The organism is Winogradskyella ludwigii, from assembly GCF_013403985.1.
In the GTDB taxonomy this organism is placed as follows: domain Bacteria; phylum Bacteroidota; class Bacteroidia; order Flavobacteriales; family Flavobacteriaceae; genus Winogradskyella; species Winogradskyella ludwigii.
Genome location: NZ_JABFDF010000008.1, coordinates 139715 through 154026 on the forward strand (window position 1 = coordinate 139715; position 14312 = coordinate 154026).

Here is a 14312-nt window from a genome sequence, read left to right on the forward strand (position 1 = left end):
TGATTAGAACTCAATAACGTCTTACAATTTATCAATTACAGTACTTAATCGCACTGTAATTTCTTCAATACTACCAACACCATCAGCACCAAAATATTTATTTTGAGCAGAATAATAGTCTTTTAATATCGCTGTTTTATTGTAATATTCTTTAATTCGGTTTCTTATAATACTCTCGTCGGCATCATCAGGTCTTCCGCTTGTTTTTCCTCTTTCAAGTAAACGTTTAACTAAAACCTCATCATCAACCTCAAGTGCTACCATAGCATCTATTTGAGAATCTTTGTTATCCATTAACTCATCTAATGCTTTAGCTTGTGCATTTGTTCTTGGAAAACCATCGAAAATAAAACCATTGGCATCGGCATTTTTCTCGACCTCTTTATTCAACATATCAATAGTAACTTGATCTGGCACTAATTCTCCTTTGTCTATAAAAGATTTTGCTAACATTCCTAAAGCGGTTTTGTTTTTGATATTATATCTAAAAACATCACCTGTAGAGATGTGTATTAAATCGTATTTCTCTTTTAAGAAATTAGCTTGCGTTCCTTTACCTGCACCTGGAGGGCCAAATAGTACTATGTTCGTCATATGTTGTGTGGTTTTTAATTGATATACATCTGGTAAATCTCTTCCTAAACCATCGTAATCTAGTCCATAGCCCACGATAAATTTATCTGAAATTTCTTTACCAATATAATGAAGTTTAAAATCTTTGCTGTAAGCTTCAGGTTTGTAAAACAAAGTTGCAATGAGTAATTGTTTTACATTTTCATTTTCAAAAATACGATGTACTTCTTCTAATGTATTTCCAGAATCTATAATATCTTCTAAAATAACAACGGTTCTATCTGTTAAATCCTGAGTCAATCCAATAAGACGTTGAATGTCTTCAGTAGACTTTACACCTTCATAAGACGCTAGTTTAATAAAAGTAACCTCACATGCTTTTGGGTATTTCTTTACAAAATCGCTCACTAGCATAAATGAACCATTCAAAATTCCAATAAAAACGGGTACTTCGTCACCTAAATCAGCTGCGATATCATCTGCCATTTTTTGGACAGCAATATCTATTTCTTTTGCAGATATAAACGGTTTGAAGTATAAATCGTGAAGCTTTATCACAGTTATCATATTTTAGAATTGCAAAGATACATATTTGATAGCCGATTGCCCATTTTTTGATTTACGAATTTAGAAGTATGTATCATTTTTAGTTTATTTTTGTGGTAAATAAGGTCGAATTTTAAAAAACATTTCCAATTCTCTGGAAAATAAGTATGAACTATTTTTCTTCTAATTTCAAACTCGGTATTCTTGGTGGTGGTCAACTTGGTAAAATGATGCTCTCTGACACACGCAAATTTGATATTTACACTTGCGTTATAGATCCTAGTCCAGAAGCACCATCACGACTCGCTTGCGATGAATTTACTATTGGTGATTTAATGGATTACCAAACCGTTGTAGACTTCGGAAAAAAAGTAAATGTTTTAACTTTTGAAATTGAAAACGTTAATGTTGATGCCTTAGAAACCCTTGAAAAAGAAGGTGTAAAAGTTTTCCCTTCTTCTAAAACATTAAGAACCATTCATAATAAAGCGACTCAAAAATTATTTTATCGCGATAATGACATTCCAACTGCTGAATTTTCAAGATTTGCTTACACTTCTGAAATTGATGAAGCGGTTGACAATGGAGGATTAAGCTATCCTTTTGTATGGAAAAGTGCGCGATTTGGTTATGATGGCACAGGTGTAAAAGTGGTTAGAAGTCTTTCGGATTTAAGTGATTTACCCAATGTAGAATGTATCACCGAAAAGTTAATTCCTTTTAAAAATGAATTAGCTGTCATCGTTGCGAGAAACGAAAAAGGAGATGTAAAAACATATCCTGTGGTAGAGATGGAATTTCATCCAGAAGCTAACCAAGTTGAATATGTTATTTGTCCGGCTCGTATTCCTGATGCCATTGCAAAAAAAGCAGAAGCAGTCGCTTTAAAGGTCGCTTCTACTTTTAAACACGTTGGTTTATTGGCTGTTGAAATGTTTCAGACTGAAAACGATGAAATCTTAGTAAACGAAGTTGCACCAAGACCACATAACTCTGGCCATTACAGTATTGAAGCAAGCTACACGTCTCAATTTGAACAACAAATTAGATGTGTCTTAGGATTACCTCTTGGTAATACAGAAAGTAAAGTCGCTGGTGTTATGGTAAATCTTGTAGGCGCAGAAGGTTATACTGGTAATGTAGTCTATAAGAATATAGAAAACATTTTAGCTATGGACGGCGTTACACCTCACATTTATGGTAAAAAGCAAACACGGCCTTTTAGAAAAATGGGGCATGTTACTATTGTAAATAAAGATATTGTAGTAGCACGAGAAATTGCAGGACAAGTAAAACAAATGATCGAAGTTATCAGTGAATAACTAAAGTTTAAGCACCTTCAATAGTTTTATTATTTCATTTAGCAAATCATTACATTTCAACTTTAAGAAAGACCAAAACCTATTTTATTACTTTCTGTTAACAGATTCAAAAAAATTGGTATTACTACCTTAGTTGCCTTAACTTTGGTATCATCATTTTGTACCCTATAACCAAGGATACCAAAAGTAATATTATCAAAAAATAATCAACACAGAGAATGAGTAAAGTAGCCGTAATAATGGGAAGTAACAGCGACATGCCAATAATGCAAGACGCTATAGATATATTAAAAGAATTTGATATTGAAGTTGAAGTTGATATCGTTTCTGCACATCGTACACCCGAAAAGTTATTCGATTTCAGTAAAAACGCACACACTAGAGGTATCAAAGTTATTATCGCTGGTGCTGGTGGAGCTGCACATTTACCAGGTATGGTTGCCTCTTTATCACCATTACCAATTATTGGAGTGCCTGTAAAAAGTAGTAATTCTATTGACGGTTGGGATTCTGTATTATCTATTTTACAAATGCCAGGCGGAGTTCCTGTAGCAACTGTAGCTCTTAATGGCGCTAAAAACGCTGGGATTTTAGCGGCTCAGATATTAGGTAGTGCAGACCAAAGTATTTTAAACAAAATAGTAGATTATAAGGAAGGGTTGAAAGCAAAGGTTATTGATTCTGCTAAGGGTTTATAAAAAAGCCTCAACTTTCGTCAAGGCTTCTTAGCTATTAATCAATTCTAATCTCGTATATTCTTAATCTACGTATTAGTACTGCAAAGATATTAAATATTGAACTTTTGATTACAAAACACAAAGTTAAAATATTGTTAATCAAATACTTAATTTAAAATTTGAATTTATGACAATTCTTAATAAAGCATTCAACACACCATATAACACAGCCCCTTTTTCAGAAATAAAAACAGAAGATTATTTACCGGCTTTTAAAGAAGGCATTAAAAAATCTAAAGCTGAAATAGATGCTATAACAACAAACACTGAAGCACCAACTTTTAAAAATACAATAGAAGCCTTAGATTATTCTGGCGAAGAATTAGATCGTCTTTCTAGTATTTTCTTCAATTTGAATTCAGCTGAAACTAATGATGAAATTCAGAAAATAGCACAAGAAGTTTCACCACTTTTATCAGAATTTGGTAATGACATCACTTTAAATGAAGCTTTATTTAAACGTGTAAAAGCAGTTTACGATTCTAAATCTACTTTAGATTTAACTACAGAACAAGCAACACTTCTTGATAAAAGATATAAAGGATTCTCTAGAAACGGAGCAAATTTAGCTGAAGACAAAAAGACCAAACTAAGAGCGATTGACAAAGAATTAAGTCAATTAAAATTAAAATTTGGCGAACATATTCTTGCCGAAACCAACGCTTACGAATTACACCTTACCAACGAAAACGATCTTTCAGGTTTGCCTGAAGGTGCAAAAGAAGCCGCTAAGCAATTAGCAGAAAGCAAGGATAAAGACGGTTGGTTAATTACGTTAGATTACCCAAGTTATATTCCGTTTATGACGTATACGGACAATAGAAAATTAAGAGAAGAACTCTCTAAGGCTTTTGGTAGAAAAGGATTTCAGAATAATGAATTAGACAATCAAGATATCGTTCTTAAAATTGCAAAGCTACGTTTTGAGCGCGCTCAACTTTTAGGCTATAAAACGCATGCACATTTTGTTTTAGAAGAACGTATGGCACAAACGCCAGAAAAAGTAACGTCTTTTTTAAATGAATTATTAGAAAAAGCAAAACCTGCTGCTAAAGATGAATTTAAAGCACTTGAAGATTTTGCTAAAGATTTAGATGATATTGACCAACTTCAAAAATGGGATTCTGGTTATTATTCTGAAAAATTGAAACAAAAATTATTCAATTTAGATGATGAACAGTTGAAGCCTTATTTCAAATTAGAAAACGTTATTAACGGTGCTTTTACCGTTGCTGAAAAATTATTTGGATTACAATTTGAAGAAATTGATACCATTGATAAATACCACGAAGATGTTTTAACTTATAAAGTTACAGATGCTGATGGCGAATTAGTTTCTATATTCTATGCTGACTTTTTTCCAAGAGCAGGAAAACGAAACGGAGCATGGATGACCTCATACAAACCGCAAATGATTAAAGATGGTAAAAACGAAAGACCACACATTTCTAACGTTTGTAATTTCACTAAACCAACAAAAAGTAAACCTTCTTTATTAACGTTTAATGAAGTTACTACCTTGTTTCATGAATTTGGTCACGGACTTCACGGCATGTTAGCCAACACAACTTACCCAAGTTTATCGGGAACAAGTGTGTATTGGGATTTTGTCGAATTACCAAGTCAGGTGCTAGAAAACTGGTGTTACGAAAAAGAAGCCTTAGAGTTATTTGCTACGCATTATGAAACAGGTGAAGTGATTCCGATGGAATTGATTGAAAAAATTAAAGCCTCTGCGACGTTTCACGAAGGTATGCAAACACTACGTCAGTTAAGCTTTGGATTATTAGACATGTCTTGGCATGGTGTTGACCCTTCAGAAATTAAAGATGTAAAAGCTTACGAAGTTAAAGCTTTTGGTGATACAAGTTTATATCCAGATGTTGCTGAGAATTGCATGAGCACAGCATTCTCTCATATATTTCAAGGTGGATATTCTTCTGGTTATTACAGTTACAAATGGGCCGAAGTTTTGGATGCCGATGCTTTTGAATACTTTAAAGAAGAAGGCATTTTCAATAAAACGGTTGCTGATAAATTTAAAACTTTTGTTTTATCTCAAGGTGGAACTGAAAACCCAATGACTTTATATAAAAAATTTAGAGGACAAGAACCAAAACCTGAAGCCTTATTGAGACGTGCTGGCTTGTTGAAATAAAATGAGAAGCTTATGCGTTCAATATTTATGAAACTATTAAAATGTATTGGACACATTATCATCGTTATAATTTTAACAACAATTACTCAAGTTGGTGGATTAATATGGTTGCTTGCTATTATTATTTCATATAAAATAAAAAAGGGAAAGCGCATTGTTTTCCCTTTACTTTATCTACTCTTCAATCTCGTAATTATTCCACCTATTGCATCTTATTTAGGACGAGAAAAACTACCAACATTTAAAGAGAATTTGAAACCTCATAATTGGTTTTATCCATTAGCGTTTAGAAATTACGTTAATCCAGATTTAAAAAGTGAATTAGAAAACTCTGCTCATACTTTAGCTGCATCAAATATTAAGATTACTTATTTAGATGCTAACTTTCCTTTTACTAATGGATTCCCTTTGCTTCCGCATTTAAGTCATAATGATGGAAAAAAGATAGATATTTCGTTGATGTATTTAGATAAAGATGGAAATTCAATCAATAAAAAACCCTCTGTTTCTGGTTATGGTGTTTATGCTAACTCTAATCATAATCACACCTCTGTAAATTGTATAAAAAAAGGGTATTGGCAATATGATTTCACTAAATATCTTACCCTTGGCACTATTAACAATGAAGAACTAGATCTTAAAAACACTAAATTATTAATAGAACAACTACTATCAATCCCAACAACGGAAAAGATATTTATAGAACCTCATCTTAAACAATCTTTGGGATTACGTCATCAATCTAAAATTAGATTTACCGGCTGCCAAGCAGTAAGACACGACGACCATATTCATTATCAAATAAAATAAACTTTCAATAGTTACTGAAAGTTCAAAAATTATTATATATTTGCGTATGGAATATCAAGAAGCAAAAGAAAAGTTTATTAGTACTTGGGGAAGTTTAGGGTCACTTTGGGGCATAAACAAAGCTATGGCACAAATACAAGCATTGCTTTTTATTTCTACCAAACCACTGTCTATGGAAGAGGTTATGGAAGAGCTTAAAATTTCTCGTGGTAATACGAGTATGAATTTAAGACAATTAATGGATTGGGGAATTGTTACTAAAGTTTTAGTTTCTGGTGAACGAAAAGAATTCTTTACTACCGAAAAAGATGTACAAGAATTAGCACGTATTATCGCAAAAGAACGAAGCAGAAGAGAAATAAGACCTGTAATAAAAGTTTTAGAAGACGTCTCTTCTATTAAAGATGATGGCACGGAAAAAACAAAAGAGTTAATAAAACAAACCAAAGCTTTAAATCTACTTACACAAGACTTAGATACCTTAATGAATAAAATGGTCAATCAGAAACAGAATTGGTTAACAAAATCAGTTATGAAGCTGATTAAATAGCCCAACTAATAATCTCAATAAAGATTATTAAATGAATGCTCTATATGACAATTGAAAAGCAATAAACAAAAACAAAGGAAATAAGATTATATTTTTTTTAAATAAAACTTTCAGTATTTTCTGAAAGTTTAAAACAAACAAAAAGAATGAAAACACTACAAAACCAAACCTTACTTTACGACAGAGATTGCCCATTATGCAATGTTTATACAAGTGGATTCATAAAAACTAAAATGTTAGATCATAATGGTAGAAAAGCCTTTTGCAATTTAACTGATGAAGAACAAAATTTCATAGATTTAAATAGAGCTTCAAACGAAATTGCTCTTTTTGACAACCAAAGCAAAACAGTAATTTATGGAGTAGATAGTTTACTTAAAGTGATTGGTCATTCAATACCTCTAGTAGAAAGCATAGGGAATTTTAAACCTATAAAGTTTGGACTCAAAAAATTATATGCATTCATTTCATATAATAGAAAAGTAATTATCCCGAGTAAAATAGACAAAACAGAAACGTTACAGTGTGTACCAAGTTTTAATACTAAATACAGGTTAATTTATATTGTATTTGCAGCCATCATTACAAGTATTGTACTCTTTAAATTCAGTAAATTAATTACTATAATTCCGGCATCTAATTTATTAAGAGAAAGTTTAATTGCATTCGGTCAAATTGGGTTTCAAGCTTTATTCATTTCAAAATTAAACTTTAAAAAGCAACTGAATTACTTTGGTAATCTTATGACTATTTCACTGGTGGGAAGTTTCATATTGATTCCTGTATTAATCCTAAACCCAATCATAGAACTACCACAAATAGCATTACTTTTTTGGTTTGGGCTAACAGTCTCATTTATGTTGTGTGAGCATATAAGACGTATTAAACTATTAGCGTTACCAAAGCATTTATCTGCAACTTGGATACTTTACCGCCTTCTCGTTTCACTACTAATTTTATTTTTATAAGATGACTTACAACGCCATAACATATCTCTTGTATTTACCTCTAATTAGTTTTATTATGCTTAAGGTTGGCTGGCTGTTTTATAAAAATGGCGAAGTTTTTTTACTGAATTTATTCAACCAAAACCGCCCCTTAGTCACCAGTATTAATAAACTCTTATTAATTGGTTATTACTTACTAAATATTGGATACGCCATCTTAACTATTGCTTATTGGGAACATTTAGAAAGCGTAACAGACATCATCAACTCTTTAAGTCTAACCTTAGGAAGAATTATCATCGCATTAGCAATAATGCACTATAACAACATTTTTATTTTAAAATACATTCACAAACAAAAACTTTTAAATCAATAAATTATGGAAAATTCTAAAATCATTATCGGCTACATTATTTACTTACCAATAGTCATTTTACTAACAATTTACATTTCTAAAATGCTATTTAAAAATGGCAAAATATTTATGATCGATATTTTTAAAGGCAAAGAAGAAATAGCATTAGCAACCAATAAGTTATTCGAAATTGGATTTTACCTCATAAATATCGGATTCGCATTATATATTATGAAAATTTACTCTAGCGCATACTCAACCATAAGCTATCAAACCTTGATGGAAATATTGAGTAAAAAAATTGGTGGATTCACTATCTATTTAGGCGTGATGTTATTCTTAAATCTATACTTGTTTTTTCGAGGACGAAGAAAATCGAAATCAGTATTCACAACAACTAAAGCGTCTTAACCATGAAAACAATCATCATAGCAGGAGGCACTGGCTTCTTAGGCCAAGTTTTAGAAAACTATTTTACAATTAATGGTTACGGCATTATAATCTTAACTAGAAAACCCACCAAATCAAATCATATTTACTGGAACGCAAAAAATCTAGACCAATGGACCAAAGCACTTGAGGGTACATATGCACTCATCAACCTTACAGGTAAATCTGTAGATTGTAGATATACTGAAGCTAATAAAAAACTTATTCACGATTCTCGTATAGATTCTACTAACGTATTAGGAAAAGCAATTCTTAAAAGCAAAAAACCACCAAAGGTTTGGCTTAACATGTCTACTTCAACAATTTATAAAGGTTCATATCAAAAACAAATGACGGAAGAAAACGGTGATGTTGGTAACGACTTTTCTATGAATATTGCTAAATCTTGGGAAGCTGCTTTTAATAATATAAAAATACCACAGACAAGAAAGGTCATCTTAAGAACCTCAATTGTATTAGGTAAAAACGGAGGTGCATTAATCCCTCTAAAACAATTAACAAAATTTGGATTAGGAGGAAAACAATGGCATGGCAAACAAAAAGTTAGTTGGATTCACGAAACAGATTTTGTAAGAGCTATTGATTTTTTAATAGAGAACAACCTCAACGGAGTCTTTAACATTGTTTCACCAAAACCAACTACAAATGCTAAATTAATGACTACACTTAGAAGATCATTTAAAGTTCCTTTCGGAATTCCCCAACCAAAATGGCTCATCAAGTTGGGTGCAAAAATTATAGGTACAGAACCTGAATTGGTTCTAAAAAGTAGAAACGTCATTCCTAAAAAATTAATTCAAAAAGAATTCACATTTAAACATCAAACTATAGAACAGGCTATAAGTAATCTAACATAACTAAATTAATTCTCAACTTTTTAACTTATTTTTGGATCAGCAATGAAAATCAACAATGCCTAAACACTTAATAAACCCAAATAATTGGGTAAAACAGTATTCCGATTACCTCTTCAATTACACCATAACGCGTGTGAATGATAGAGAGATTGCACAAGATTTAATTTCTGAAACCTTTTTGGCAGGGTTAAAATCTATGGTTAATTTTAAAGGTGAGGCTAGTGAACGTACGTGGCTAATTTCAATTTTAAAACGAAAAATCATAGATCATTATAGAAAAATAAATTCTAATAAAGGCAAAGCTGAAGTTAGAATGAATTATAACAATAATGAAGATTCTGATGGCGATTGGCTAGAAGAACGTGTTGCAGACCCTTTTGATAAAACAGCTGAAGACACTTTGGAAAATTCTGAATTAGGTGATGCTATCTACGATTGCTTAGAAAAATTACCAGAAAAACAGGCCGATGTTTTTAAAATGAAAACAATTTTAGGCTACGATACTGAAACTATTTGTAATGAATTAGATATTACTGCGTCTAACCTTTGGGTTATTATCCATCGAGCAAGAACAGCATTAGCTGATTGCATGGAAAAAAATTGGTTTTAATTGAGATGAAAAAAAAGTTTTTATTTATTAGCTGTGACGAAGCAAAACATATTTGCGATAAAGTACAATATGGGGAAGCTACAGGTTGGGAACAAGTGCAACTTAGCCTTCGCTTAATGTGGTGTAAGTTTACAAAATCGTACTCTAAGAGTAACTCCAAACTTACAGATGCAATAGAAAAAGCACATGTAAGCGGCTTAAAATTAGAAGAGCGTGAAAAGCTTCAAAAGAAATTTGAAGAAGACTTAACTAATAATCAATAGAATACCTAACCAAATTATAGGTAAACTCTCTACCCAAAACGCACTGTAATATTGCGACTGATTTTTATTTGAAAATAACAGAAATAGTAACGTTACAAGCCCAATAATTAGTGTAGAAACTTTGTTATTCACGCTTAATTCTTCTGTAGCATACTCCAACATTATCACCACTGTTAAAAGCAGAACACCAAAAATCTTCGTTTTTTCTATACCTATTTTTTGCGGAATAGTAGCCAGTTTTAAACTGTCATAATTCAAATCTCTAATTTCAAAAGGTAGCATTATAACAAGAACAAAACAAAACCGTTGAATTCCTATAATTACAATATCTGTATCTATAGAAATCGCATTATTTACAACAGGCAAAAAAACGGTAGAAAATGTCCAAACTAATGCGATAACATAAACTTTTAACCCACCAATTTGTCGTAAATTTTTGTGACTATCAAACATGTAATGTTTTGGAATCATAACAGGTATGGCATAAAAGAACGTAACAAGCCCAAGAATTCCTATAAGAGTTAGCGTGTTAATTTCTAAATAAATAGCAAAATAACACATGGATAAAAAAGCGATAAAAGAAAAAACCTGAATCACTTTTAACCAACCTGCCAATCTGCGATGATGAAACTTAGCAAGCCCAAAGTATTTCACAAAATTATAGCCTGTAATAGTCGCAAAAAAAATAAAACTTAAAAGGTATTTATCATACGCCAAATTTAATTCTACAAGTGTAACCCAAGCCATTGCAGAAGCTGCAAATGCGACATGGACGCTACTATTTAAATAAAAATGAAAAATGCGTTTTACAACTTGCATAAAACAAAAATAGGCAATGTGTTATTTAATACCATTTCAAATTCAAAAAATACGGCTATCAAAAGTCTATTCTCATGATTTAAGTTTAGTAAAAAAAGTACTGCTTCATTATTAAACAACTAAACTTCAAGCACAAAACAACAAAAACAAACAACTCTAATTTAAAAATCTAGAGCAAAACTTTTTCTTCTTTTTCTTTGAATTTAAATAAGAAAAATAAACCATCAATATTCAGTTAAAAAAATAATAATCCTTAACCGAAAACAAGCTAAATTCTTATTTTTGTGGAACTAAAAAAACGATATTTTTCTTTATGGATACTACTTCATTTGCACTCAGACATATTGGCCCTAATTCAGACGACCAACAAGCCATGCTAGACACTATTGGTGTTAAAAGTATTGAGCAGTTAGTTACCGAAACTATTCCTGACAATATACGTCTTGAAAAAGATTTGAATCTCGATGCTGCATTGAGTGAGCAAGAGTATCTTACCCATATTAATAAACTATCACAACATAATAAAGTTTACAAAACGTATATTGGTTTAGGGTATTACCCAACTAATTTACCAGCCGTTATTCAGCGTAACATTTTAGAAAATCCAGGATGGTACACAGCATATACACCATACCAAGCTGAAATTGCGCAAGGTCGATTAGAAGCCTTGTTAAATTTCCAAACTATGGTTATTGACTTAACAGGTATGGAAATTGCTAATGCATCTCTTTTAGATGAGAGTACTGCGGCTGCTGAAGCTATGGCACTTTTATTTGCTGTGAGAGATCGTAGCCAAAAGAAAGCTAAGGTCAACAAGTTTTTTGTTTCAGATATGGTTTTACCACAAACCATTGCTTTATTAGAAACGAGAGCAAACCCTATTGGGATAGAACTAATTATTGGTAATGAAGCAGAATACAATCTTTCTAGTGAGTATTTTGGTGCTTTATTACAATATCCTGGTAAAAACGGACAGATTACAGACATTAAATCATTTATAGAAAAAGCGAATGCAGAAAATGTAAAAGTAGCTGTAGCAGCAGATATTCTAAGCTTAATAAAACTTGAAGCACCTGGTAAATTTGGAGCTGATGTTGTTGTTGGAACCACACAACGTTTTGGAATCCCAATGGGTTACGGCGGACCTCATGCTGGGTACTTTGCTACTAAAGAAGCTTATAAACGTGATGTTCCTGGTCGTATCATCGGAGTATCTAAAGATGTGAATGGCAATAGAGCTTTGCGTATGGCATTGCAAACTAGAGAGCAACACATTAAGCGTGATAAAGCAACCTCTAATATCTGTACTGCACAAGTACTTTTAGCGGTTATGGCAGGAATGTATGCTGTTTACCATGGTCCAAAAGGTCTAAGTTTTATTGCAGATAAAGTTAAGAACTCTACGGCAACATTAGCAACTGCTTTAGCTAAGTTAGAACTAGAACAAGTGAATTCACATTACTTTGATACGCTTCAAATAAAAGCAGACGCGGTTAAAGTAAAATATGAAGCAGAGAAAAAAGAAGTGAATTTTCATTATCCAGATACCAATACGGTTACTATTTCTATTAATGAAACCACTACAATTTCAGACTTAAATGATATTATTTCAATTTTTGAAACTGTTACAGGACAGACAACAGATAAGATTGAATCACTTTCGAAAATTAAAACAATACCAGATCACCTAAAACGTCAATCCGATTTTTTAACTGTAGATGTTTTTAACAGCTACCATTCTGAAACGGAACTTATGCGTTACATCAAACGTTTAGAACGAAAAGATTTAGCACTTAATCACTCTATGATTTCATTAGGTTCTTGTACTATGAAATTAAATGCAGCTTCAGAAATGCTACCATTAAGTTGGCCAAGTTGGGGAAATATACACCCATTTGTACCCACTGATCAGGCTACAGGTTATAAATTAATGTTGAATGCATTAGAAAATCAATTATCAGAAATCACTGGTTTTGCAGCTACATCATTACAACCAAATTCTGGTGCTCAAGGTGAATTTGCAGGCTTAATGGTTATTAGAGCTTATCACGAATCTCGTGGAGATCATCACAGAAACATTTGTTTAATTCCATCATCTGCTCACGGAACAAATCCTGCAAGTGCAGTTATGGCTGGTATGAAAGTGGTTGTAACTAAAGCTTCTGATAATGGAAACATCGATGTTGATGATTTAAGAGAGAAAGCAGAATTACATAAAGATAATCTTGCAGCTATCATGGTAACATATCCATCTACACATGGAGTTTACGAATCTGCAATTAAAGATATTACACAAATTATTCACGATAACGGTGGCCAAGTCTATATGGATGGTGCCAATATGAATGCACAAGTAGGCTTAACTAATCCTGGAAATATTGGTGCAGATGTTTGCCACTTAAACTTACATAAAACTTTTGCTATTCCTCATGGAGGTGGTGGACCAGGAGTTGGCCCTATTTGTGTTGCTAAGCAATTAGTACCATTTTTACCAGGAAACCCAATTGTTAAAACAGGTGGTCATCAAGCTATTTCTGCGATTTCTGGAGCTCCTTTTGGATCTTCATTAGCTTGTCTAATTTCTTATGGTTACATCAAAATGTTAGGTTATGGTGGTTTAAAGAAAGCAACCGAAGTTGCGATACTAAATGCCAACTATATTAAAGAGCGCTTAGAAGGATCTTATCCAACATTATATTCTGGAGAAATGGGAAGAGCTGCTCACGAAATGATTATTGATTGTCGTGATTTTAAAGCCAATGGTATAGAAGTTACAGATATAGCCAAACGATTAATGGATTATGGTTTCCATGCACCTACAGTATCATTTCCTGTTGCAGGAACCATGATGATTGAACCTACTGAAAGCGAAAGCAAAGCAGAAATGGATCGTTTTTGTGATGCCATGATTTCAATTCGAAAAGAAATTGATGCAACCACTAAAGATGAACCTAATAACGTCCTAAAAAATGCACCTCACACCTTAGACATGTTAACGTCTGATGAGTGGGTATTACCATACAGTAGAAAAGCTGCTGCCTTTCCATTGGAATTTGTAAGTGATAATAAATTTTGGCCAAGTGTAAGACGTGTAGATGATGCTTACGGAGATCGTAACTTAATCTGTAGCTGTGCACCAATCGAAGCTTATATGGATGCGTAATAGACTTTTAAAAAATCATTATACTTGCTTTTTTTTGTGTTTTATAAATTATGAATGCTAATAATTACGAATTCACTAAAAATTAAAGCATTAAAACTGTAAATTATAGAAAACTCTATAATATTAATTAGTTTCGTAAATACGAAAAGAAA

General features: G+C 32.3%; 13 protein-coding genes. 11 read left to right on the forward strand and 2 right to left on the reverse strand.

Annotation, left to right across the window (positions count from 1 at the left end; genetic code table 11):
- Window positions 1–21: 21 nt before the first annotated feature.
- On the reverse strand, window positions 22–1131 hold the full coding sequence (locus tag HM981_RS16815) for an adenylate kinase (protein ID WP_179340009.1): 1110 nt from the start codon (window positions 1129–1131) through the stop codon (window positions 22–24).
- Window positions 1132–1286: 155 nt separating this feature from the next.
- On the opposite strand from HM981_RS16815, the gene HM981_RS16820 reads away from it, so the two are divergent.
- The 10 genes from HM981_RS16820 (at window position 1287) to HM981_RS16865 (ending at window position 10178) form a co-directional block, all read left to right on the forward strand.
- Window positions 1287–2441 (forward strand): 5-(carboxyamino)imidazole ribonucleotide synthase, encoded by a 1155-nt coding sequence (locus tag HM981_RS16820; protein ID WP_179339964.1) that lies wholly within the window; start codon window positions 1287–1289, stop codon window positions 2439–2441.
- 218 nt (window positions 2442–2659) lie between these two features.
- Window positions 2660–3139 carry a 5-(carboxyamino)imidazole ribonucleotide mutase gene (gene purE, locus HM981_RS16825; RefSeq protein ID WP_179339965.1) on the forward strand — a complete coding sequence of 160 codons (480 nt, stop codon included), beginning with the start codon at window positions 2660–2662 and terminating at the stop codon, window positions 3137–3139.
- 166 nt (window positions 3140–3305) lie between these two features.
- Window positions 3306–5336, forward strand: a complete 2031-nt coding sequence (locus HM981_RS16830; protein ID WP_179339966.1) for a M3 family metallopeptidase — start codon at window positions 3306–3308, stop codon at window positions 5334–5336.
- A 27-nt stretch (window positions 5337–5363) separates the two neighbouring features.
- Entirely contained in the window at window positions 5364–6146 is a 783-nt protein-coding gene (locus HM981_RS16835; protein ID WP_179339967.1) for a hypothetical protein, read from the forward strand.
- A gap of 46 nt (window positions 6147–6192) precedes the next feature.
- The gene (locus tag HM981_RS16840) at window positions 6193–6696 is read left to right on the forward strand and encodes a GbsR/MarR family transcriptional regulator (RefSeq protein WP_179339968.1); all 504 of its coding nucleotides are present in this window, start codon (window positions 6193–6195) and stop codon (window positions 6694–6696) included.
- 146 nt (window positions 6697–6842) lie between these two features.
- Window positions 6843–7664 (forward strand): DCC1-like thiol-disulfide oxidoreductase family protein, encoded by an 822-nt coding sequence (locus HM981_RS16845; RefSeq protein WP_179339969.1) that lies wholly within the window; start codon window positions 6843–6845, stop codon window positions 7662–7664.
- Between the two features lie 358 nt (window positions 7665–8022).
- The gene (locus tag HM981_RS16850) at window positions 8023–8409 is read left to right on the forward strand and encodes a hypothetical protein (RefSeq protein WP_179339970.1); all 387 of its coding nucleotides are present in this window, start codon (window positions 8023–8025) and stop codon (window positions 8407–8409) included.
- Between the two features lie 2 nt (window positions 8410–8411).
- Complete coding sequence (locus HM981_RS16855; RefSeq protein ID WP_179339971.1) at window positions 8412–9305, forward strand: TIGR01777 family oxidoreductase; 894 nt, start codon at window positions 8412–8414, stop codon at window positions 9303–9305.
- A gap of 55 nt (window positions 9306–9360) precedes the next feature.
- Window positions 9361–9915 (forward strand): sigma-70 family RNA polymerase sigma factor, encoded by a 555-nt coding sequence (locus tag HM981_RS16860; protein ID WP_179339972.1) that lies wholly within the window; start codon window positions 9361–9363, stop codon window positions 9913–9915.
- 5 nt (window positions 9916–9920) lie between these two features.
- Window positions 9921–10178, forward strand: coding sequence for a hypothetical protein (locus HM981_RS16865; protein ID WP_179339973.1), 258 nt, complete (start codon window positions 9921–9923; stop codon window positions 10176–10178).
- On the opposite strand, the gene HM981_RS16870 is transcribed toward HM981_RS16865, so the two are convergent.
- Window positions 10161–10997 carry a UbiA prenyltransferase family protein gene (locus HM981_RS16870; RefSeq protein WP_179339974.1) on the reverse strand — a complete coding sequence of 279 codons (837 nt, stop codon included), beginning with the start codon at window positions 10995–10997 and terminating at the stop codon, window positions 10161–10163. The two genes, HM981_RS16865 and HM981_RS16870, sit on opposite strands and share 18 nt — an antisense overlap.
- A gap of 313 nt (window positions 10998–11310) precedes the next feature.
- Between HM981_RS16870 and gcvP the strand changes: the two genes are divergently transcribed.
- Window positions 11311–14160: an aminomethyl-transferring glycine dehydrogenase gene (gcvP, locus tag HM981_RS16875; protein WP_179339975.1), complete on the forward strand. Its 2850-nt coding sequence runs from the start codon at window positions 11311–11313 to the stop codon at window positions 14158–14160.
- The last annotated feature ends 152 nt before the right edge of the window (window positions 14161–14312 follow it).

Excerpts from the sequence above, each read along its gene's own strand:
- HM981_RS16820 (WP_179339964.1), top strand. The coding sequence starts at position 1,287 with ATGAACTATTTTTCTTCTAATTTCAAACTCGGTATTCTTGGTGGTGGT.
- purE (WP_179339965.1), top strand. The coding sequence starts at position 2,660 with ATGAGTAAAGTAGCCGTAATAATGGGAAGTAACAGCGACATGCCAATA.
- HM981_RS16830 (WP_179339966.1), top strand. The coding sequence starts at position 3,306 with ATGACAATTCTTAATAAAGCATTCAACACACCATATAACACAGCCCCT.
- HM981_RS16835 (WP_179339967.1), top strand. The coding sequence starts at position 5,364 with ATGAAACTATTAAAATGTATTGGACACATTATCATCGTTATAATTTTA.
- HM981_RS16840 (WP_179339968.1), top strand. The coding sequence starts at position 6,193 with ATGGAATATCAAGAAGCAAAAGAAAAGTTTATTAGTACTTGGGGAAGT.
- HM981_RS16845 (WP_179339969.1), top strand. The coding sequence starts at position 6,843 with ATGAAAACACTACAAAACCAAACCTTACTTTACGACAGAGATTGCCCA.
- HM981_RS16850 (WP_179339970.1), top strand. The coding sequence starts at position 8,023 with ATGGAAAATTCTAAAATCATTATCGGCTACATTATTTACTTACCAATA.
- HM981_RS16855 (WP_179339971.1), top strand. The coding sequence starts at position 8,412 with ATGAAAACAATCATCATAGCAGGAGGCACTGGCTTCTTAGGCCAAGTT.
- HM981_RS16860 (WP_179339972.1), top strand. The coding sequence starts at position 9,361 with ATGCCTAAACACTTAATAAACCCAAATAATTGGGTAAAACAGTATTCC.
- HM981_RS16865 (WP_179339973.1), top strand. The coding sequence starts at position 9,921 with ATGAAAAAAAAGTTTTTATTTATTAGCTGTGACGAAGCAAAACATATT.
- HM981_RS16870 (WP_179339974.1), bottom strand. The coding sequence starts at position 10,997 with ATGCAAGTTGTAAAACGCATTTTTCATTTTTATTTAAATAGTAGCGTC.
- gcvP (WP_179339975.1), top strand. The coding sequence starts at position 11,311 with ATGGATACTACTTCATTTGCACTCAGACATATTGGCCCTAATTCAGAC.